Origin of the sequence: Microlunatus elymi (assembly GCF_007362775.1) — a bacterium.
GTDB lineage: Bacteria > Actinomycetota > Actinomycetes > Propionibacteriales > Propionibacteriaceae > Microlunatus > Microlunatus elymi.
The window spans coordinates 4,110,814-4,130,675 of sequence record NZ_CP041692.1 but is presented as its reverse complement, the minus strand read 5'-3'; the positions used below and the strand labels follow the sequence as shown (position 1 = coordinate 4,130,675).

General features: G+C 67.9%; 20 protein-coding genes. 7 read left to right on the top strand and 13 right to left on the bottom strand.

The genetic code is table 11. The features are described 5' to 3' along the window. Positions 1-445: 445 nt before the first annotated feature. The 5 genes from FOE78_RS23680 to ctaE all read right to left on the bottom strand — a co-directional run bounded on the left by FOE78_RS23680 (position 446) and on the right by ctaE (position 6,358). Positions 446-1,528 carry a hypothetical protein gene (locus FOE78_RS23680; RefSeq protein ID WP_168207588.1) on the bottom strand — a complete coding sequence of 361 codons (1,083 nt, stop codon included), beginning with the start codon at positions 1,526-1,528 and terminating at the stop codon, positions 446-448. A 354-nt stretch (positions 1,529-1,882) separates the two neighbouring features. Continuing rightward, positions 1,883-3,637 carry a cytochrome bc1 complex cytochrome b subunit gene (gene qcrB / locus FOE78_RS18590; RefSeq protein WP_143987607.1) on the bottom strand — a complete coding sequence of 585 codons (1,755 nt, stop codon included), beginning with the start codon at positions 3,635-3,637 and terminating at the stop codon, positions 1,883-1,885. Then, positions 3,637-4,749, bottom strand: a complete 1,113-nt coding sequence (gene qcrA, locus FOE78_RS18585) for a cytochrome bc1 complex Rieske iron-sulfur subunit (RefSeq protein ID WP_143987606.1) — start codon at positions 4,747-4,749, stop codon at positions 3,637-3,639. The genes qcrB and qcrA overlap by 1 nt, the downstream gene beginning before the upstream one ends. Next, positions 4,746-5,549, bottom strand: coding sequence for a cytochrome bc1 complex diheme cytochrome c subunit (gene qcrC, locus FOE78_RS18580; protein WP_143987605.1), 804 nt, complete (start codon positions 5,547-5,549; stop codon positions 4,746-4,748). The genes qcrA and qcrC overlap by 4 nt, the downstream gene beginning before the upstream one ends. An 89-nt stretch (positions 5,550-5,638) precedes the next feature. After that, positions 5,639-6,358: an aa3-type cytochrome oxidase subunit III gene (ctaE, locus tag FOE78_RS18575; RefSeq protein WP_143987604.1), complete on the bottom strand. Its 720-nt coding sequence runs from the start codon at positions 6,356-6,358 to the stop codon at positions 5,639-5,641. A 113-nt stretch (positions 6,359-6,471) separates the two neighbouring features. On the opposite strand from ctaE, the gene FOE78_RS18570 reads away from it, so the two are divergent. The 3 genes from FOE78_RS18570 to FOE78_RS18560 are packed head-to-tail and all read left to right on the top strand — an operon-like array spanning position 6,472 to position 8,452. After that, the gene (locus FOE78_RS18570) at positions 6,472-6,909 is read left to right on the top strand and encodes a response regulator transcription factor (RefSeq protein WP_143987603.1); all 438 of its coding nucleotides are present in this window, start codon (positions 6,472-6,474) and stop codon (positions 6,907-6,909) included. Positions 6,910-6,918: 9 nt separating this feature from the next. After that, positions 6,919-7,962 carry an anthranilate phosphoribosyltransferase gene (gene trpD / locus FOE78_RS18565; RefSeq protein ID WP_143987602.1) on the top strand — a complete coding sequence of 348 codons (1,044 nt, stop codon included), beginning with the start codon at positions 6,919-6,921 and terminating at the stop codon, positions 7,960-7,962. Positions 7,963-8,005: 43 nt separating this feature from the next. Further along, positions 8,006-8,452, top strand: a complete 447-nt coding sequence (locus FOE78_RS18560) for a pilus assembly protein CpaE (protein WP_210414663.1) — start codon at positions 8,006-8,008, stop codon at positions 8,450-8,452. A 52-nt stretch (positions 8,453-8,504) separates the two neighbouring features. On the opposite strand, the gene FOE78_RS18555 is transcribed toward FOE78_RS18560, so the two are convergent. The 3 genes from FOE78_RS18555 to FOE78_RS18545 all read right to left on the bottom strand — a co-directional run bounded on the left by FOE78_RS18555 (position 8,505) and on the right by FOE78_RS18545 (position 11,223). After that, on the bottom strand, positions 8,505-9,224 hold the full coding sequence (locus FOE78_RS18555) for a prepilin peptidase (protein WP_143987601.1): 720 nt from the start codon (positions 9,222-9,224) through the stop codon (positions 8,505-8,507). An 88-nt stretch (positions 9,225-9,312) separates the two neighbouring features. Continuing rightward, positions 9,313-9,909, bottom strand: coding sequence for a hypothetical protein (locus FOE78_RS18550; protein ID WP_143987600.1), 597 nt, complete (start codon positions 9,907-9,909; stop codon positions 9,313-9,315). A 207-nt stretch (positions 9,910-10,116) separates the two neighbouring features. Further along, positions 10,117-11,223: a sunset domain-containing protein gene (locus FOE78_RS18545; protein WP_143987599.1), complete on the bottom strand. Its 1,107-nt coding sequence runs from the start codon at positions 11,221-11,223 to the stop codon at positions 10,117-10,119. Between the two features lie 160 nt (positions 11,224-11,383). Between FOE78_RS18545 and FOE78_RS18540 the strand changes: the two genes are divergently transcribed. Together FOE78_RS18540 and FOE78_RS18535 are read left to right on the top strand one after the other, a co-directional pair. Continuing rightward, positions 11,384-11,917, top strand: coding sequence for a peptidylprolyl isomerase (locus tag FOE78_RS18540; protein ID WP_210414662.1), 534 nt, complete (start codon positions 11,384-11,386; stop codon positions 11,915-11,917). Between the two features lie 52 nt (positions 11,918-11,969). Beyond that, positions 11,970-12,821, top strand: a complete 852-nt coding sequence (locus FOE78_RS18535) for a rhomboid family intramembrane serine protease (RefSeq protein ID WP_168207587.1) — start codon at positions 11,970-11,972, stop codon at positions 12,819-12,821. 359 nt (positions 12,822-13,180) lie between these two features. Here FOE78_RS18535 and FOE78_RS18530 read toward each other — a convergent pair whose 3' ends face one another. The 3 genes from FOE78_RS18530 to FOE78_RS18520 are packed head-to-tail and all read right to left on the bottom strand — an operon-like array spanning position 13,181 to position 14,634. Next, a complete protein-coding gene (locus tag FOE78_RS18530; protein WP_143987597.1) occupies positions 13,181-13,420 on the bottom strand; it encodes a hypothetical protein in 240 nt (79 codons plus the stop codon). A gap of 12 nt (positions 13,421-13,432) precedes the next feature. Further along, entirely contained in the window at positions 13,433-13,711 is a 279-nt protein-coding gene (locus FOE78_RS18525; RefSeq protein ID WP_143987596.1) for an Lrp/AsnC family transcriptional regulator, read from the bottom strand. Positions 13,712-13,737: 26 nt separating this feature from the next. Continuing rightward, positions 13,738-14,634, bottom strand: a complete 897-nt coding sequence (locus FOE78_RS18520; RefSeq protein WP_143987595.1) for a phenylalanine 4-monooxygenase — start codon at positions 14,632-14,634, stop codon at positions 13,738-13,740. A 294-nt stretch (positions 14,635-14,928) separates the two neighbouring features. Between FOE78_RS18520 and FOE78_RS18515 the strand changes: the two genes are divergently transcribed. Continuing rightward, the gene (locus tag FOE78_RS18515; RefSeq protein WP_210414661.1) at positions 14,929-15,597 is read left to right on the top strand and encodes a class I SAM-dependent methyltransferase; all 669 of its coding nucleotides are present in this window, start codon (positions 14,929-14,931) and stop codon (positions 15,595-15,597) included. A gap of 38 nt (positions 15,598-15,635) precedes the next feature. Here the strand turns inward: FOE78_RS18515 and FOE78_RS18510 are convergent, their stop codons facing one another. Both FOE78_RS18510 and FOE78_RS18505 read right to left on the bottom strand, forming a co-directional pair. Beyond that, positions 15,636-16,496, bottom strand: a complete 861-nt coding sequence (locus FOE78_RS18510) for an aminoglycoside phosphotransferase family protein (protein ID WP_143987594.1) — start codon at positions 16,494-16,496, stop codon at positions 15,636-15,638. A gap of 2 nt (positions 16,497-16,498) precedes the next feature. After that, a complete protein-coding gene (locus tag FOE78_RS18505) occupies positions 16,499-18,220 on the bottom strand; it encodes a DEDD exonuclease domain-containing protein (RefSeq protein WP_143987593.1) in 1,722 nt (573 codons plus the stop codon). A gap of 493 nt (positions 18,221-18,713) precedes the next feature. Here FOE78_RS18505 and FOE78_RS18500 point away from each other — a divergent pair, with 493 nt between their 5' ends. Beyond that, complete coding sequence (locus tag FOE78_RS18500) at positions 18,714-19,862, top strand: C40 family peptidase (protein WP_143987592.1); 1,149 nt, start codon at positions 18,714-18,716, stop codon at positions 19,860-19,862.

The window sequence follows — 19,862 nt, the reverse complement described above, 5'->3', positions numbered from 1 at the left end:
GCGCTTGTTGGTGCCGTTGGTGGGACTCCGAGTTGCAGGACCGCAAGGTGCTTCCCGTTCGCGCATTCAGGGAGCTTGCGCACCCATATCCGTGACTGTGAGGCCGGAACCTCCTGAAATCCGAGGGTCTTGGGCCTCTGCTGTCGGTTCGCAGCGTTCAAGGAGGTTGCGCATCCATGTCCGCGCCTGAGCGGCAAACACCTCCAGGAAACCTGCGTGCTGTGGGCCGCTGGCATCAGTTCGTGGGACTCAAGGAGGCTCCGCACCCATATCAGCGATTGTGCGGACGGAACCCCCTGTAATCCGAGGGTGCTGGGGCCAGTGGTGGCATTCGGGGACATTCAAGGAGGCTGCGCACCCATATCCGCCGTTGAGCGGCCGGAACTTCCTGAAATCCGAGGGTGCCGCGGGCGCCGGACAGCGGTCCGGGGAGACATCACCAAGGTCAGGAGCCGGAGGAGGTGCCGGAGTCGGAGTTGCCGCCGGCGTCGGACTGCGAGTTCTGGGAGTTGTTTCCGGATCCGTTGTCGGTCGAGGTCCCGGAGTTGTTGCTGCCGCTGACGCCGGAATCGGTGTTCCCGGATCCGCTGCTGCCGGAGTCCGTGCCGCTACCGGAGTTGCTCGAGTCGCCGCTGCTGTCACTGCCGGAGTTGCTGTCGGTGCCCGAGTTGCCGGAGGTGTCGGCGCTCGACGAGTTGGATCCGGAACTCTGCGTGCCCGAAGCGCTGCCGCTGTCGGATGACGGGTTGCCGGACGGAGCATCCGACGAACCGGTGGCGGCGCCGGACGGATCGTCCTTCTGCTGGTCGTTCTGATCGGTCGAGCCGCTCTTGCCGTCGGTGCCGGTGGAGTTCGAGTCGTCGGACTTCTTGTGGTCCGAGTCGCTCGAGGTGTCCGACTTGTGCTGACCGGAGGAGCCGCCCGAGACCGCACGACCGACGGTGGTGCCGCCGGGTTGGCCGTCGAGGGAGTGACCGACGATGAGTTCGTACCCGGCGATCGCGGCCAGGGCGATCACGAAGACGGCGATCGCTCCGACGAGCGAGCCGCGGAACAGACGCTTGCGGTTTCGGCTGCCCACACCGCCGGTCTGCGGTCGGTCCGGGCCACCCGCTCCGGCGCCGGTCCGGCTGCCGCCGGTCTCACTGCGGTCAGCCTGGTCGCCGGCAGCCCACGGATCGGCAGCCTCCGGATCGTCCTCGATCAGGGTGATCGATGCTGCCCGCCCGATGACGGCTGAGTCGGCGATGGATTCGGTCAGCGTGACCTTGGTCGGCTGGCTCAGTGCCGTGGCGTTCGGCGGGGGAGCGGTCCGGCTCCGCGGAGCGGCGTGCTGGATCGCCTTGCCGACGCCGGCGCGGGTGTGCCGGATGCCCGAGGTGTAGAGCGAGCCGGCGACGCTGGCGACCACACTGGCCAGGGCGGCGCCGATCAGCGTACCGGCCACGCCCAGCCGGGAACCGAGCGCGGCCGCGGTCATCGCCGCGAGCGCGCCGCCGATCACCTGACTGAGCGACAGATCGAGCACACGTCGCTTCTTCGGTTCGCCGGCACTACCGGCAGCCTCGCGCTCGGTCCGGTGAGCGTCCGGATCAGGTCGGGCAGGGGTCGTTCGATCGATGACGTCGGGGGAGGGGCTGCGGTTCAGATCAGTCATCTCGTTCGCTGGGGATCGCTGCATCGGTCGGTTTCGGCAGTGGGTCGCCGGCTCCGGGCTCCCCACGTACCAGGTGCCAACGCATCGCTACCCGTGATCATCCCGATATCGCGCGATGGTGACCAATCGCACAGGGGACCGTCGGACGATGACGCCGAAGCTGCAAAACCAGAAGGCGGGCGGAGACCGAAGTCTCCGCCCGCCCTTGCGACTGCTGCCCGAATCTCAGTTCCGGCTGCCCTCCAGCTCGTCCTGCTGGCCGGAAGTCACCTCGCTGTCACCCTCCTGCTCGTGGTCGCCGCCGTGGTGATGGGCGGCATCCTCGATCTCCTGCCGGGTCGGCTTGGGCACGTTGTGCCCGAAGAACCAGCGGGTGAACGGCCGCCGGATGCGTTCCTTCCGAGTCGCTTTGCGCTCGACACCGTTCTCGTCGGTGGTCGGGCCCGGGGTGATCGGCAACTGCTCCTCGTGCTGGGTGATCATGTACGCCTCGCCGCGGGTGATCTGCTTGTGCGGCTCGGAGTAGCCACCGCTCGGGGCCCGGTGGATGACACCGGTCTCGGAGCCGTGCAGCACTCGCTCGTACGCTGCCCGCTGCAGACCGATGCAGATCCGCTTGGTGATCATGAACGTTGCGATCGGCAGCAGGAAGATCAGCCAGCGCATGGCGATGGTGATGGCGTTCAGGGACAGGTGGAAGTGGGTGGCGATGATGTCGTTGGCGCCGGCGATCATCAACACCACGTACACGGAGATCGCGGCAACACCGATCGCGGTCCGGTTCGCGGCGTTCCGCGGCCGGTCCAGGATGTGATGCTCGCGGTCGTCGCCGGTGACCCACTTCTCCAGGAACGGGTAGATCGCGATCGCGAACGGCAACGCGACGAACCCGATGATGGCCGGGATGAAGATGTTCCAGGACCACGTGGTGTGACCGATGTGCCACTCCCAGTTGGGCATGATCCGCAGCGCGCCTTCGAGGTAGCCGATGTACCAGTCCGGCTGCGAGCCTGCGCTCACCTCGGCCGGGTTGTACGGGCCGACCTCCCAGACCGGGTTGATCTGCATCAGCGCGGACATCAGCGTGATCACACCGAACACGATGAAGAAGAAGCCGCCGGCCTTCGCGGTGTAGACCGGGAAGAACGGGTAGCCGACCACGTTCTTCTCGTTGCGTCCCTGGCCCGGGAACTGGGTGTGCTTGTTGTAGAAGATCAGGATCAGGTGCAGACCCACCAGGGCAAGGATCACCGCCGGTATCAACAGGATGTGCAGCATGTACATCCGCGGCACCAGCAGGTCGCCCGGATACTCACCGCCCAGGAACCAGGTCTCCAGGTAGGTGCCGATCAGCGGGATCGACTCGATCGCGCCGAAGATGATCCGGACACCGACACCGGAGAGCAGGTCGTCGGGGATCGAGTAGCCCAGAAAGCCCTCGGTCATGCCGAGGAACAGCAGGGTCGCGCCGATCACCCAGTTGAGCTCGCGTGGCTTGCGGAACGCGCCGGTGAAGAAGTTCCGCATCGCGTGCACCAGCATCGAGGCCACGAACAGCAGTGCCGCCCAGTGGTGGATCTGCCGAATCAGCAGGCCGCCGCGGACGTCGAAGGAGATGCCGATGGTGGACGCGTACGCCTCCGACATCGGCAGCCCGCGGAGCAGCTGGTAGCTGCCGTTGTACTCGATCTCGCCCATCGACGGCTTGAACCACAGGGTCAAGAAGGTGCCGGTGAGCAGCAGCACGATGAACGAGTAGAGCGCGATCTCGCCGAGCATGAACGACCAGTGGTCCGGGAAGACCTTGCGCAGGTTGAACAGGTTCGGGATCCGGCCGGCCATGATGCCGCCGACGCCGGTCCGGTCGTCGGCCCACTTCGCCGGGCCGCCGAGGAACTTCATCACCGGACCGCGCTGTTGCTCCGGTTGCTGGGCCTGCTCGGTCGGCGCCGCGGCGGGGGTCTGAGCTGGCTTTGCCATCAGCGGTACTCCTCGCTCTCGCCGAGATCATGCCGCGAGTCACGTTCGAAGTAACTCGGGCCGACCGGCACGGTGAACCCGCTGCGGGCCACCAGGTAGCCCTGATCGTCCACCTTGATCGGCAGCTGCGGCAGTGCGCGGGCAGCCGGACCGAAGACGACCTTGCCCGCGTCGGCCAGGTCGAAGGTCGACTGGTGGCACGGGCACAGCAGGTGGTGGGTCTGCTGCTCCCACAGGCTGATCGGGCAGCCGACGTGGGTGCAGATCTTGGAATAGGCCAGGATGCCGGAGACCTGCCAGTCCTTGCGGTCCGCCGGGATGGTGATGTCGGCCGGATTCATCCGGACGATCACGATCGGCGCCTTCGCCTTGGCGTTGTTGAACGCGGTGCCGTGCAGATCCTTCAGGTTCTCCGGGGCGCCGTTGACCAGCTGGCCGATCACCATGTCGGAGGCCTTGACCGGGGTGTAGGTGATGTCGTTGACCAGCCGGACGCCTTCGTGCCACAGCGTCGTCTCGTACGCCCGCCGGCGGTAGTTCGGTCCGGCGACCGGGCCCAGGTCGGTCAGCAGGACGAGGGCCGGCGCGGCCAGGATGCCGACCGCACCGAGCGCGGTGATCAGCAGCATCTTGCGGCGCGGCACACCCGACTCGGCGATGCCGTCGTCCAGCTGCCGCAGCACCTCCTGCTTGGCGTCCTCCGGAGAGCTGGAGTCGTGCCGCTGCTCGACGATCTCGTGGTTGCTCATCAGCTGCCGGGCCCACTGTTGGGTGCCGAGGCCGATCAACAGGATGCCGATGCCGAGCGTCAGGCCCATCGCGACGTGCTGGGCCGAGGAATGCAGCGGGCCGAAATCGACGGCCATGTCGCGGGGGATCAGGTAGTAGGCCAGCACGAACAGCACCGCCATCACCGGCACCATCGCGTACATGAAGATGACCTGGCGGGCGGCTCGGTCGGCTGCCGCCTGGTCGACGTCGGCCAGGCGCGGAATGTGCTCCTCCACACCCGGGTCGTCGACCGGGAGTTCCGGGTTGGTGGGGACGAGCTGCCCGCCGTCGTCGGACAAGTGCTCGTGTTGGCGTTCCAACGAATCCTCCTGTGAACTCATCGGGCCCGAGCTCCTCGTGCCGTGATCCAGACCGCGAAGCCGATCAGGCAGCCGATGCCGATCGTCCAGACGGCAACGCCCTCGCTGACCGGTCCGATGCTGCCCAGGTTCAGGCCGCCCTCGTTCGGACGCTGGTGCAGCGCGTCCAGGTAGGCGATGATCTGGCGCTTGTCCTGAGAGGTGAGCACCTCATCGGAGAAGACCGGCATCTGCTGCGGGCCGGTCAGCATCGCCTCGTACAGATGCTTGTTGCTGACGCCGACCAGCGACGGGGCGTGTTTGCCTTCCGGCAGCGCGCCGCCCTGACCGGTGAAGTTGTGGCAGGCCGAGCAGTTGGTCCTGAACAGCTCGCCGCCCTCGGCGATCTGCTCATCGGTCAGCCCTTCGGTGGAGTACTGGGACGAGTCCGGGACGGCCGGGCCGGGGCCGAGCGTGGCGACGAAGGCGGCCAGTGCGGCAACCTCGTCGTCGGTGAACTCACGCGGCTTGACCGGCGCCTGCTGGCCGGGCTGGGCCAGCGGCATCCGGCCGGTGGAGACCTGGAAGTCGACCGCAGCCGCGCCGACGCCCTGCAGCGTCGGACCCTGGCTGGTGCCCTCGCCGTTCAGCCCGTGGCAGGACGAGCAGTTGACGCTGAACAACTCCCTGCCCTCGGTGACCTGTTGGCTGGTGGCTGGTTCGGCCGATGACTGCTCCGTGGGAGCAACGGCCGCGTACAGCGCCCCAACGGCGAAGAGCGCGGCCACCAGAAGCAGCACCTTCGCTGCCGGGTGCCGTCTTCTGGAAGACAGGAATCGCACGGACTTCCCTCTCAATCGGCGGAACTACTACGTAACGTCGGAGGCTATCGGTCCGAGGCTATCTCATCGCTCCGGGCCCGGCAGCCGACTCACTGCAGGATGTAGATGACTCCGAACAAGGCGATCCAGACCACGTCGACGAAGTGCCAGTAGTAGGACACCGCGATCGCGCTGACCGCCTGCTCGTGGGTGAAGGTACGGGCCAGATAGGTGCGGCCCAGCAGCAGCACGAAGGCGACCAGACCGCCGGTCACGTGCAGCGCGTGGAAGCCGGTGGCGAGGTAGAAGATCGACCCGTACGGATCGCTGGACAGCGTCAGCCCGTCGTGGATCAGGCCGGAGTATTCGTACACCTGTCCGCCGACGAAGAAGGCGCCCATCACGAACGTCAGCACATACCACTCGCGCATGCCCCAGTTCAGCGGGTTGAAGATCGTGCCGACCCGGCTGACCCGGCCCTTCTCCGCGCAGAACACGCCCCACTGACAGGCCACCGAACTGAGCACCAGCACGGTGGTGTTGGCGATCGCGAACGGCACGTTCAGCATGCTGGCACCCTGCTCCCACAGCGGAGTCAGGCCGGCCTTGAGCGCCGCCGAGGTGGTGACGTTCTTGATCGTGAAATAGGCGGCAAAGAGGCCGGCGAAGAACATCAGCTCGCTCGCCAGCCAGATGATCGTGCCCACCGCGACCGCGTCCGGACGACCTGGTCGCCCCTGCAGCCGGGAGGCCGGCAGGTCGTGAAGCGCCGAATGCGGCTTCGGGGCAGGAGTCGTCGATGCGTGAGTGTGAATCGCCACGAGGGTCATTATTGCCTTACTACACGCTGTAGGTCATCTGGGGGCGGTACGAGTTTTGAGATTCGTGGTACGCGATACGATGCCGACCGCGTATAGCTTCTGACTGAAAGAGTGGGCAGATCATGGCCGAGGAGTCTCCGAACCGGGTCGCGACCGTGCTGGTGTACGCCAGCGACCGGACGATCCGAGCTCAGGTCCGGGCCGCGCTCGGCCGCCGGGTCGCCGCCGACCTGCCCGACGTCCGGATCGTCGAAGCCGCCACCCAACCGGCGGTGATGAAGGCGGCCGATGCCGGCGGGATCGATCTGTTCGTGCTGGACGGCGAGGCCCGTCCCGGCGGCATGGGCGTCTGCCGGCAGCTGAAGGACGAGACCTTCAACTGCCCTCCGGTGTTGATTCTGGCCGGGCGCCCGGACGACGCCTGGCTGGCGACCTGGTCGCGGGCCGAGGCGGTTGCGCCACACCCGATCGAGCCGGTCACCCTGCCCACCGTGGTGGCCAACCTGCTGCGGCAGCGGCTGGATCCATCGCACGCGGGCCGGCCGCGCTCGGTCGCCTGACCGACGGGCATGGCAACCACTAACTGGCCCGGGGTGTTGTCCGCGCTGATCGCGGGCGAGGACCTGTCGCAGGAGACAGCGGCGTGGGCGATGGGCCAGATCCTGGCCGGTGAGGCCACCGACGTACAGATCGCCGGATTCGCGGTCGCGTTGCGGAGCAAGGGTGAGACCGCCGCCGAGTTGGGCGGACTGGCCGACGCGATGCTGGCCCGGGCGGTGCCGATCACGACACCTGCATCCGCGGTCGACATCGTCGGCTCCGGCGGAGACCGAGCCAACACCGTCAACATCTCCACCATGGCAGCGATCGTGGCCGCCGCGGCCGGGGCCCGGGTGGTCAAGCACGGCAACCGTTCGGCGTCGTCGGCCTGCGGTGCCGCCGACGTGCTGGAGGCGCTCGGCGTCCGGCTCGATCTGGCGCCTGCCGAGCAGAGCCGGGTGATCGACGAACTCGGCATCGGCTTCCTGTTCGCGCGGCACTACCACCCGTCGTTCCGCAACGCCGCGGTGGCCCGCAGCCAGCTCGGGGTGCCCACGTTTTTCAACTTCCTCGGCCCGCTGACGAACCCGGGAGCGCCGGTCGGGCACGCCGTCGGGGTCGCCGACCAGCGGATGGCCCGGCTGACCGCCGAGGTGCTCGCCGCCCGTGGGGATCGCGGTCTGGTGTTCCACGGCACCGACGGGCTGGATGAACTGACCACCACGACCACCTCGACAGTGTGGGTGTTCGGCGAGGGCAGGATCGAGCAGGCGCTGCTCGATCCGCGCGAGCTCGGCATCGAACCGGCCGGACTGTCGCAGCTGGTCGGCGGCGGTCCCGAACTGAACGCCGAGATCGCCCGCCGGCTGCTGGCCGGGGAGCGCGGACCGGTACGCGACATCGTCTTGTTGAATGCCGCCGCAGCGCTCGCCGGCTACGACGGTCCCGGGTCGGCCGACGACCTGGTCGAGACTCTGCGGGGTCGGCTGGATCGGGCCGCGGCGGCCGTCGACAGCGGGGCGGCGGCGGACCTGCTGGCGCGCTGGGCCGAACGTACCGTCACGATCGGCTGATCCCGCCGCCGTCGATGGAAGAGTCCGGGGCAGACTGGGACGCATGATCTGCCGCGAACTTGCCGTCCGGCTGACCGACCACGTCAATTGGACGCCGCAGAACGCCGACCGCTTCTTCATCCCGCGGGCCGAGATCGCCGAGTCCGTGTTCATCGTCAGCGACATGGTGGTGGAGCTGATCCACAACCAGGGCGAGGCCAACTTCCACTTCAACGGCACCACCGAGTGGGCGTTGGACTCGGTGGAGTCCGACGCCGCGGTCTGGCTGCCGTCGGAGGAGCAGTTGCGGGAGCAGCTCGGCGATGCGTTCCTGTCCCTGGACCGGGTCGGTGACGGCTACGTGGTCACCGTGAACGGTCCCGCCGGAGCGCATCACACCGCGGCGATGGCGGTTGCCGCCGACGCCTACGCGTTGGCCCTGTTGCACCTGTCCGGCGGGGACGAGTCGCTGCCCACCGACCGGCTGCCGCTGACTCAGGACGTCGCCTGAGGCAGGCTGAGCCCGAGTCTCGTACGCATCGAGCTCCGGCCGCCGGAACTGTTCAGAAGAGTGCGGTCAGCAGAGCCGTGGCGTACGGCCCGGCGACCAGTGCCGGTGCGTACGGGAACGGGCCCCGCCGGCGCGCGATCAGTCGGCCGATACCGATCACCGCGCCGATCACGCTGCCCAGCAGCACCGACCAGTACAGGCCCGGCCAACCCATGGTCCCGGCCACCGCTCCGACCAACGGCATCAGCCGTACGTCACCGAAGGCGACCGAACGCCCGGCGGTGACCAACCAGAGCAGCAGATAGCCCAAGCCGGCGAGCACCGCACCGCCGACGATCGTGATGAAGAGGTCGATCCGGGGCCGATCGGTCAATGCCACCGTGACCACGGTCGCCAGGGCCATCGCCAGCCAGCCGGGATAGATCAGTCGGCTGGGCAGCCAGCTGGTGGCGGCATCGATCGCGGCCAGCAGCACGCCGACGGTGCCGAACACCAGCCAGCAGGCCCAATCCGCCGGCGGCCGGGCGGTCGTGCAGATGATCATCGCCAGCGCCGACATCGCGACGCAGCAGCCGATGAATCTCGGCCGGGCCAGCGACCGGTAGCCGGGCTTGGCCGCGTACTCCTGCTGCACCCGTGCGTCGGCGTCCGGCGGCGGCACCGGCTCCGGCAGTCTGCGCAGCACAACCGGAGCGCCGACGCCCGTGGCCAGGGCGGCCAGCAGGATCACTGCTGCTGCGATCACGGTCGGTCCCGGGGATGCCAGCAGCATCCGCTGACATTAGCGACCTCGATCGGCAACACGGGCATCGGCGACGGCGACATCAGCGCGAGGGCGGCCGGCGACATCGGTAACACGGTCATCCGGCGATCGCCAGCTCCATGCCGGCCGCGGGCGTCATCGGCGTCGCCCGATCGCTGAGCTGCTGGGCCACAGCACGCACCGTCGCTGCGGTCAGCTGGGTGCAACTGGTCGACCTGCCGTCAGCCAGCTCGGCCAATCCTGCGCCCGGAAGGCCCGCGCGCTGCGACAGCTCGTCGAGCGACCAACCCTGGCTGAGGAGCCAGCAGATCAGCGCTCGGCTCCGGGCGGGCCGGATCGGCACGATCGCTGCGTCGCGTACCACGTCGAGGCTGAGATAGAACAACCGCTTGGCGATGGTCGGATGCAACTGCCGCATCGGCCGACCCGGGTGGCCGAGCAGCAGCCGCTGGACCGTGGCCGCCGGCACCTCCGCCAGGGCGGCGAGGGTGCGCCAACCCACGCCGGTCTCGCGGATCAGCCGGCGCAGGTGCGCCCGGAACGGGGCTGCGTCGACCCAGTCGATCTCGTCATCGGTGTCGAGATCGTCGCAGTCGGGCCCGAGCAGTTCGAGGAACTCGGCATCCCGGTCGTCGCGCAGGCACCGGTCGTGCGACACGCACCGGTGGTCCGGCAGACACTGGCTGATCATCATGAATGGCTCGCTTCCCCGGGTAGTGATCGGTTACTGCGGGAAAGCCCCTGCAAAGGGTGCCGTTGTGAGCAGCAGGTGTTGGCCGTTTCGGTACAGGTGTTGTCCGATCTCGTACGACGTCGCCGACGGATCCGGACAACGAGGGGCCCGGCGCCATGCGCCGGGCCCCCATCGCTGTCGAGCGTCGTTGTCGAGGTTGACTCGCGGTTACCGCTGCGCCTTGCTGAAGCCGGCGGCCTGGGCAGCCGATTCGCTGTTGAACCAGACGTCGGCGTTGGTCCGGTCGTAGCCGGTGGAATCGCTGACGTGGTACTTCATCGAACGCTCGTTGCCCTTGATGGTGAAGCCCTCCGGCGGCTCGGAGCCGATGAAGGAACCTTCGCCGTACTTGGACTCGGTGCCGGACTCCTCACCCGTTCCGGCCTCAGTGGCTTCGACCTCGTCGGCCGCGTGGGCCGGCTTGCTGTCGGCTTCCGTCGCCGGCTCGGCGTCGGCGACCTCGTCCGGCTCCGGTGCGGTGTGCGCGCTGGCCGCGACCGAGTCGGTGCCGGTCTTGGCCGCGGCACCCGGCTGCGGTTCGGTGATCGTCGTCGACGAGTACGGGGTGGCCGGCCGAGCCGCCTCCCACTCGTTCTCCTGACCACCGCCGAGCAGCTTCTTGGCCGCGACGTAGGCCACGCCACCGGCCGCCAGCACACCGGCCAGAATCGCGAACCGCTTGCCCCATCGGCCCTTCTTCTTCGCCGGCTTCACCGGCACCAGCTCGGCGGCCTTCTTCGAGGCAGCGGCGACCACGTCCGCGTCGGCGATCTCGTGCAGCCGTTCGGCGATGGCCGGCAGCGCTTCCTCGTACACCCGCTCCCGGGCGACCTCGATCGCCGGCGGGATCTTGCCGGTCGCCTCATCCAGCACCGGACCCCACTTCTCCACCGCTTCCGCTGCGGCGTGCGCACCCTGTCGCTTCGCGGTCTCGGCGTACGGGCCGAGCCGTTCGGCGGCCTGGTGGGCGTACGGCTCGATCCGTTCGGCGGCACGCTCGGCGTACGGGCGAACCCGGTCGACGGCCTGCTGGGCGTACGGCTGCACCCGGTCACTGGCGGCCTGGGCCAGGGGAGCGAGCCGCTCGGCCGCCTCCTGGGCGAACGGCCCGATCACATCGGCGGCCTGATGGGCCAACGGCCCGATCTTCTCGGCAGCTTCGTGTGCCAACGGGCCGATCTTGTCGGCGGCCTGATGCACCATCGGTCCGACGGGCAAGTTCTGGGGGGCGGCGGCGAGCTCTGCGCGGCGGCCCTTGTCTTTCTTGCGAGTCACGATTCCTCCAGCTTTCGGTTGCGCGTGGCGTTGGGCTTCTCCCAAGGCGACGCGATCTGCGAACCACCGTAGCGTTACCGGGCTGCCCCTCGGTGGGCCCCGGACGCCGGCAGTTACAGTCTGGGCAAAGTACCCCGACACGCGAGAAGGAATCCTCACCGTGACCGAATCCACAGCAGGCGTCAGCAAGGTGACGCTGCACACCAATCGCGGCGACATCGCGATCAATCTCTTCGACAATCACGCGCCCAAGACCGTCGCCAACTTCGTCGGTCTGGCCGGCGGCACCAAGGAATACCGCGACCCGGAGACCGGTGCGAAGACGACCGGCAACTTCTACGACGGGCTGACCTTCCACCGGGTCATCTCCGGCTTCATGATCCAGGGCGGCGACCCGGTCGGCAACGGCACCGGCGGCCCCGGCTACACCTTCGCCGACGAATTCCATCCGGACCTGCAGTTCGACCGGCCCTACCTGCTGGCGATGGCCAACGCCGGTCCCGGCACCAACGGATCGCAGTTCTTCATCACCGTCGGCCCGACTCCGCACCTGAACCGTCGGCACACCATCTTCGGTGAGGTGGCCGATCAGGCCAGCCGCGACGTGGTGGACAAGATCGCCACCACCGCGACCGGCTTCAACGACCTGCCGAAGGACCCGGTCGTGATCGAAAGCGCCGAGATCGCCGGCTGAACAGATTGGACCCGACACGTAGAGTGCGGTCCGTGCGAGCAGAGGAGTGCCCGTGAGCCGGCCGGAGTTCACCGCCCCGAGTTTCGAGGCGTGTTATCGACACCCGGATCGGTCCACGGGCATTCGCTGTCAGCGCTGCGGCAAGCCGATCTGCGGCGAATGCATGAATCCGGCCTCGGTCGGGTTCCAGTGTCCGGATTGCATCCGGAAGGGCCGCGCGAGCGTACGGTCACCCCGTACCGTCTTCGGCGGTGCACTGTCGCCGCGGGGCGGCATCGTCACCAAGGTGCTGATCGGCATCATGATCGGCACGTACCTGCTCGATCTGTTCACCGGCCACCTGCTGACCGGGATGTTCGCGATGAGCAATCTGGCCGTCTCGAACGGCCAGTTCTGGCGGCTGATCAGCTACGGCTTCCTCACCTACGGGCTGTTGAACACGGCGATGATCGCCTTCGTGCTCTGGTTGGTCGGCCGGCCGCTGGAGCATTACCTGGGCGGCTGGCGCTTCCTGGTGCTGTATCTGTTGTCGGGCTTCGGCGGCGCGACCCTGCTGTACGTGTTCGGCTCGCCCGCACTGGTCGGGGTCGGCGGGGCATCGGCCGCGGTGATCGGCCTGCTGGCCGCCAACGGAGTGATCAAGTACCGGCACGGAGACGACATCCGCGGCGACATCGGGCTGCTGGTGATCTTGGTCCTGCTGAACTTCGTGATCGGCTTCCAAAGCCTGGCCTGGGTCGCCCAGGTGGGCGGGATCCTGGTCGGCGGCCTGACCGGAGTCGCCCTGGTGTACGCGCCGCGAGCTCGGCGATCGCAGGTCCAGGTCGCGGCCTTGATCATGATCGTCGCGGTCTGCGTGATCGCCGTCGCCGGCAAGACCATGATCAACTACGGGGTGATCTGAGTACTGGGTTCGCGGCCGAGAGTCCGGATCCGGCATGTCCTGACCCTCCGAGCCAAGATCATTGTCCGTACCCGAAGTCGATCGCCCTCGTCGCACCCGCACTCGATATCGACCGCCGCGCGCGAAACCGCCCCGCGAATTGATCCCCGCACCCGAAACTGACCGCCGCGCGCCAAATACCGGCGGCGGGAGTAGATCTTGCGCGCGGCTGTGCCCGGACCCGGCGGTATCGGGTGCGGCGGTCGGCTTCGCGCGCGGTTGCGTTGCGATCGGTCTGAGCAGGCGGGGTAGTGGTGGATGGTGTCCGTGGTTTGCCGGGTGGTGGCTGGTGGACGACGCGGGTTCGGCGGGGAAGCCGTTCAGGCCTTGGCGACCGAGGGAATGTGAAGCGGGGTCATTGCCGGAGTTGACCACATCAGCAGGCAGATCACCACGGTGATGATCAACGCCAGCAGAGCGGCGCCGGCGACGATCAGCAACGATCGTCCGGGCAACCAGTGCGCCGGGTCGGCCTGCCAGTCGACCGGCGCCACCTCTGTCCCGGGCTCGTCGGCTGCGGCAGCTCGGGAGACCGGCGGCTGAGCGTCGTACCGCGTCATCGTGATCGCCGCTCAGGCCGTGCCGAGGTCGAAGGCGGCTTCCAGATCGTGGCTGGAGTAGGCCCGGAAGGCGATGTGGGTCTCGGTGCCGGTGACGCCGGGCACCTTGTTCAGCTGGTCGGCGACCACCTCGGCCACCTGTTCGTGGCTGTGCACCCGGACCATGGCGATCAGGTCGATCGTCCCGGTCACCGAATAGACCTCGCTGACGCCGCGGAGCGCCGCGATCTCCTCGGCCACCTCCGGGATCCGGGACACCTCGGCCTTGACGAACACGATCGCTGTCACCATGGGCCGCATCCTACGGCCCGACGCGTTCAGCTCGTCAGGTGCAGCTCTCGGCGCACCCGGTCCGGGGTTTCGTCGTCGCAGGTCTCGAAGAACACCCCGACCACGTCGTCCAGTTGATCCAGCGAGTCGGCCGCGAACAGGATCGGCTGATAGGACGTGATGTCGTAGTTCAGGGTGCCCATCTGGCCGATGTCCAACGGGCGGATCTCCATCTGCCGGAATTCGTCCATCTCGCCGTAGGAGGAGAGGATGCCGGCCCCGTACGCCTTCAGCAGGCCGTCCTCGTGGATCACGCCGAACTCGAGGGAGAACCAGAACACGTCGGCCAGGAACTTCAGCGCGTCCTCGGTCTGCAGCCGCTGCGCTGCCCGCCCGGCCGCTGCGGTGAGCGTCGAGAAGCGTGGGCTGGCCAACTGGTTGGCATGCCCGATCACCTCGTGGATGATGTCCGGTTCCGGCGTGTAGAGCGGCTCGGACGGATGGCGCAGGTACTGGGTGGAGTGGAAAACCTTGTCGCCCAGCGACGAGTAGAACTCGCGCAACTCGACCAGGCCGGGCGCGGTGATGTAGGTCCAGCCGGTCAGCGGCTTGATCGACGCGGTCACCTGCTCCAGCTGCGGGACGTGATCGGTCGGCAGGCCGAGCGCCTGCTTGGCGGCGAGGTACTCGCTGTGCGCGTAGTGCTCGTGCTTGGGTGCCAACTCGGTGCAGACGGTGGCCCAGATCCGATTCTCTTCGTCGGTGTAGTCAATGTGCGGGACCGGTTCGCGAGGATCCCAATCGGTGGCCACCGCGGCGATCTCGTTGCGGCGGGCGCGGTAGTGCTCGTCCTTGAATCCCGGGTGATTCTCACCCAGATGCACCTCGACCTGACCGTCTGCCTGCCGGGTGACCGGCGAATACAGCTGCCCTTCTTCGAACATGTCTGTCTCCATCGACGCTTGACGTGGGTGTTTGTCAGCTGACGACGGCCCTCGGCGAGCGACGGGATGTGGTCGGCCCTGAAGGAAGTCGTCCCTGTCAGTCTTGCACCTGTCGGGGACCCCGATCTCGCACCCTCCATCGTCGGAATCTGCCGGGGACGTGCACCAGAAACTCGACGATTTCGAGCCATCTTCCCGGCACTTTCGCGGGCGCGCCTGTGGGCCGTGCTTCTTGCGATTTGAAGGCCCGAGCCGGAACCGAGGCAGAACGGCCGTGGGCGATACCGTTCGATCGTGCCGGACGTGCAGAAGTTGTGTCTGAGGTTGCTGCGCCCGTGGACTCGTCTGAACGCTCGACATCCCTGGTCTCACAACGACGCGTACGGCTGGTGGATCACGAGGCAGGCACGCCGGCTGGGAACCGTACGACCGCGTCGCGCGCTCGACGTCGGCTGCGGCACCGGCAACCTGCTGGCGCGGCTGCCGGGTGTCGTTGACGAGGTGACCGGGCTGGAACCCGATTCGGCAACGGCGGCCATCGCCCTCGGACGATTCGCCGAATCGCCGACGGTGCGGGTCGTCGAAGGATCGTTCGACCAGCGGCCGCCGGGCTCCTGGGATCTGGTCACCCTGGTGGCGGTGCTGCATCACCTGCCGCTGGAGGAGACGTTGTCCTCGCTGCGAATCATGATCAAGCCCGGCGGCCGGCTGGTCGTCGTCGGGCTGAGTCGGGAGACCCGTGCCGACGGACCGTGGTCGGCGCTCTCGGTGCTGCTCAACCCGCTGGTGGGTCTACTGCTGCATCCTCGCGCCGACGGTCGCGAACCAGTGGGTATGACGGCACCGGCGAGAGACCCCAAAGAGACGCTGGAGGAGATCAAGCAGGTCGCCGACCGGGTGCTGCCTGGCGCTCGGATCCGCCGCGGGCTCTTCTTCCGCTACACGCTGGTCTGGGGTCCGTAGGTCCAATACAGGCCAAGATTCGGCCGGCAACTTCCACGTCACCGCGGTCGTGCCGGTGTCAGCGCCTCGGCCATCCAGCGCAGGCCATCACCCAACCCGGTGTTGCCGCGACCCTGCTCGTACAGCGCCGACAGGACCGCTCGAGCCTGACACAGCCGCTCGGACAGCTCCGGATCGACCTCGGCGACCTCGGCGAACAGGGCGAGTCGACGATGCACCTCGGCCGTCCCGGCCTCGATGACGTCCCGGAGCCGATCGCGTTCAACGATGACGGTGTGGCTCTCGAAGGCGATGGTGCCGACCAGCGGACTGGGGTCGAGTGCTCGCCAATTCCCGTCGGTGTCCTGATGCACATTGAGCGCGTGCAGGTCGCCGTGGGTCAGTGACGTGGTCGGTTCCTGGGGGAGATCGTCCAGCGTGTTCCGGGCAGCGGCGACACTCCGGTGGCTGAGGAATGACGGGCACTGCCGCAGCAGCCGGCGCAAATGCCCGGTGAGGTCTGCGTCGGCAAGCCGGCTGATGCCGTCCGGGTCTGGCACCGCGAGTTGGCGAGCCAGCCTGGCCTGCACCGTGATGGACTGGTCGGCCGGGACTCCGGACAGCGACGTCGCGGTCAATCGTTCGAGCAGCAGGGCGCCGAGATCCTCGGCATGGTCGAAGCAACGGACGGCCGCCACGGGCGGGAAGGCGCGCAGCGCGATCGCCTCGGCCTTCGCCGGCCCGACCTCGAGGACCTTCACCATCAACGACGATCCGTCCGCCGAAACCACCGGGATCACCGAGGACATGCCACCCCGCAGTTCGGGGCCGGCGACGCGACAGCCCCACCGATCCAATGCGGCCTGCAATCGATCGGCGGGCGGGAGCACCGGGCCTCCTGCCAGCCTCGCCCAGTCCACGCTCAGGCTCCGAGGACATGGCCGACCAGTTGTTCGTGGCTGAGCACGCCGTGCAACGGCCAGGCCCAGTCGCCGTCGATGTCGATCAGCCGAACCCCCGGCTGCTCCATCCAGTCGGCGATCCGCAGCGTTTCCTCGACGGTCGCCCCGGACTGCGGGCCGATCGGCGCCGGTACGGTCTCGGCGGTGGCGATCAGCGCCCTGGCCACCGCCTGCGGCACCTCGCCCGGTTTGGACAGTCCGGCCGCGGCCAGCCGGCCGTGCCGGATGACGTGAATCTGCCAGTCCGGCGCCACCCAGCGGGCGGCGACAATCTGTCGGCAGCCGGCCAGGCTGGACACCCGGTGAAAACGGGCGCCGGCATCCAGTAGTGCGGCCAACCGACGGCGCAGGATCTCGGCCTCCTCGTAGCGTTGTTCGGCGACCAGCCGGCGCAATCGCAGCCGCAGCGCCGTACACGCTCCGCGAACGTCCCGGGTGAGCGTGTCCCGCACCTGCTCGACCAGATCGTGGTAACCCTCGACGCTGATCGAACCGTCGCAGGGAGCAGCGCAGCGATGCATTTCCGCCAGCGCGCATGCGGGAGACGGCCGGGTCGGGGACAGCCGCTGGGTGCATTGCCTGATCGGGAACGCGTCGTACAACGCGTCGATCACGTCGTCGGTCTGCTGGCGGCGACTGAACGGGCCGAAGTAGGTAGCCCCGTCCTCCTTCACCTGCGCGACCCGGGACAGCCGCGGGTAGGCGTCGGTGGTGATCTTGATCCACTGCTGCCGCTCGGGGAATTTGGAGCGGCGGTTGTAGCGGGGTGCGTGCGTCGCGATCATCCGCAGCTCGGTCACCTCGGCATGCAGCGGGGTCTGACACGGATAGGCCTCGACCCCGGTGGCGACCCGGATCATCTCCTCCATCCGCGGCCGTTTCTCCGCGGCGGTGAAATAGCTGCGGACACGGCGGCGCAGGTTGCTGCTCTTGCCGACATAGAGGATCTGCCTGGCTTCGGGGTCGCCGGAGAGCTGGTCGTCGGCGACGAAGAAGTAGACGCCGGGGGCTTCGGGCAACTCCTTGGCCCAGCTGCGTTTCGACCGGCGTTGGGGCGACACCTTGCGGGTGAACTCACGCAACTCCTCGTACGTCCCGACGCCGAGATTGCCCACCCGCTCGATCAACGCGTGCAGCACGTCGACGGTGGCCTGGGCGTCGGTCAACGCTCGATGGTTGGGGGTCGCGGTGGTGTGGAAGTGTCTGGCCAGCGTGGACAGCTTGCAGTCCGGCACCTCGTCGGCGAGCAGGATGTGGCGGGCCAGCGCGACCGTGTCCAGGATCCCGAACTTGGGCCAGGGGTAGCCGAGCTCGGCGCAATTACGGCGCAGGAAGCCGACGTCGAAGCGGGCGTTGTGGGCCACCAGGACGGTGCCGTGGGCGAACTCCAGGAAGGCCGGCAACGCCTCACTGATGGGTGGCGCGGAGGCGACCATCTGGTTGGTGATCCCGGTCAACACCGCCACCAACGGCGGAATGTGGGTGTGCGGATTGACCAGCGTCTGGAACTCACCCAGGACCTCGCCGCCGCGCACCTTCACCGCGCCGATCTCGGTGATCGAGTCGGTCTCGGCGCCACCGGTCGTCTCCAGATCGACCACGCAGAAGGTGGTGTCCCACAGGGGCACGCCGAGGTCGGCGAACGAGTCCTGCAGCGAGTTCTCCCGGGTCCGGCTGGTCATGGCAGGACCGTAGAACCGGGCACTGACAAAACGGTCCTGGTTCTCGCGCGGGCCCGGTCCCGACGCTGCGGGAGACGTTTTGTCGGCGGCCTGGTTCAGATTGTGCCCATGAGTGAGTTGAGCAGGATGGATTGCGGCGGCTGCCCGGTTCGTGACGACGGCGCGAGTTGCGGGGAGTGCGTGGTCGCGGTGCTGTTGGACGTGCCGTCGAAGCCGCGCCCGATCGGGGATCCGCCGGCCGATCGGTGGGCTGTGAGCTCTGCCACACGACCGGATTTCGGGCCGGGAATTGCCAGTGACCAAATCGTGACCTAGTGTGCTCCCTAGTGTCCGGCACGTCGGGTGGTAGGGGCTGCCAGCCGGACGCTCGCGGATCCGACATCCATGGTCGCGACGGGGGTCATGCACCGAGGATGGACAGGAGCCGGGCAGTGACCTGCGTTCGGTCATGCCCACGGCTGGATTCGGCGCCTGAGAACTGGAAGGACTGCGCGTGACCTCACGCTCGCTGATTCGGCGGGGACTGGCTGTTTCGTTGTCGGGGCTGGCCCTCGGCGCCGTGATCTTCTGTGCCCCCGATGCCACCGCCGATCCCGCACCGCAGAACGTCTCCCAGGCCAAGGCCCAGGTCGAGAAGCTGCAGCAGGAAGCGGAAGCGACCGACCAGCAATACCTGGCGCTGCAGCAGAAGCTGAGCAAGAGCCAGACCGAGCTGAAGCAGAAGCAGGCTGACCTGAAGAAGCAGTCCGCGAAGGTCGTCGCGATGCGTCAACAGGTGTCGAAGGTGGCGCTGGCACAGTTCCAGAACCGCTCGCTGGACACCCGGACGCGGCTGTTCCTGACCCGCGACGCCACCGGCTTCCTGAACCAGATCGCCACCGTGGAGAAGGTCAGCCAGAACCAGAACGTGACCCTCCAGGACTACCAGGTCGAGCAGGCCAACCTCGGCGATCTGCAGCGTTCCACCGAGGCGGACGTGGCCACGCTGACCGAGGACAAGAAGAAGCTCAAGCAGCTGCGTACGGCGGCCGACGACAAGGTGAATCAGGCCCAGCAGGTGCTGGACAAGCTGAGCGCCGAGGAGCGGCAGCGGATCGCCGCCGAGCAGAAGCGGCAGGCCGACGAGGCGCAGAAGGCGGCCGACGCGGCCACCACCACCGCCGCCGATGCCGGTACGACGGCGACGCGCGGCGGCAACGCCACCAGCCGCAGCAGCAACAACACCAGCAACAACGCCGATCCGGCCGCGGCGACCAGCGGATCTTCGGGCGCAGCCGCTCCGGCGGCCTCGGGCAAGGGTGCGCAGGTGGTGGCCTTCGCCAAGGCACAGATCGGCAAGCCGTACGTGTTCGGGGCCACCGGACCGGGCTCGTACGACTGCTCCGGGCTGACCCTGGCCGCGTGGAAGTCGGTCGGCGTGCAGCTCGACCGCACCTCTCAGGCGCAGTTCGGCGACGGGGTCTCGGTCAGCCGGGATCAGTTGCAGCCGGGCGACCTGGTCTTCTTCTACGGCAGCTCGCCCAGCCACGTCGGCATCTACGTCGGCGGCGGCACCATCATCCACGCGCCCCGTCCCGGCCAATCGGTGGAATACACCAAGATGAGCTACATGCCGTTCTCCGGTGCCCGCCGTCCGGGCTGA

Excerpts from the sequence above, each read along its gene's own strand:
- FOE78_RS18570 (WP_143987603.1), top strand. The coding sequence starts at position 6,472 with ATGGCCGAGGAGTCTCCGAACCGGGTCGCGACCGTGCTGGTGTACGCC.
- FOE78_RS18520 (WP_143987595.1), bottom strand. The coding sequence starts at position 14,634 with ATGTTCGAAGAAGGGCAGCTGTATTCGCCGGTCACCCGGCAGGCAGAC.
- qcrB (WP_143987607.1), bottom strand. The coding sequence starts at position 3,637 with ATGGCAAAGCCAGCTCAGACCCCCGCCGCGGCGCCGACCGAGCAGGCC.
- trpD (WP_143987602.1), top strand. The coding sequence starts at position 6,919 with ATGGCAACCACTAACTGGCCCGGGGTGTTGTCCGCGCTGATCGCGGGC.
- FOE78_RS18550 (WP_143987600.1), bottom strand. The coding sequence starts at position 9,909 with ATGATGATCAGCCAGTGTCTGCCGGACCACCGGTGCGTGTCGCACGAC.
- FOE78_RS18560 (WP_210414663.1), top strand. The coding sequence starts at position 8,006 with ATGATCTGCCGCGAACTTGCCGTCCGGCTGACCGACCACGTCAATTGG.
- FOE78_RS18555 (WP_143987601.1), bottom strand. The coding sequence starts at position 9,224 with ATGCTGCTGGCATCCCCGGGACCGACCGTGATCGCAGCAGCAGTGATC.
- FOE78_RS18505 (WP_143987593.1), bottom strand. The coding sequence starts at position 18,220 with ATGACCAGCCGGACCCGGGAGAACTCGCTGCAGGACTCGTTCGCCGAC.
- FOE78_RS18530 (WP_143987597.1), bottom strand. The coding sequence starts at position 13,420 with ATGACGCGGTACGACGCTCAGCCGCCGGTCTCCCGAGCTGCCGCAGCC.
- qcrA (WP_143987606.1), bottom strand. The coding sequence starts at position 4,749 with ATGAGTTCACAGGAGGATTCGTTGGAACGCCAACACGAGCACTTGTCC.
- FOE78_RS18525 (WP_143987596.1), bottom strand. The coding sequence starts at position 13,711 with ATGGTGACAGCGATCGTGTTCGTCAAGGCCGAGGTGTCCCGGATCCCG.
- ctaE (WP_143987604.1), bottom strand. The coding sequence starts at position 6,358 with ATGACCCTCGTGGCGATTCACACTCACGCATCGACGACTCCTGCCCCG.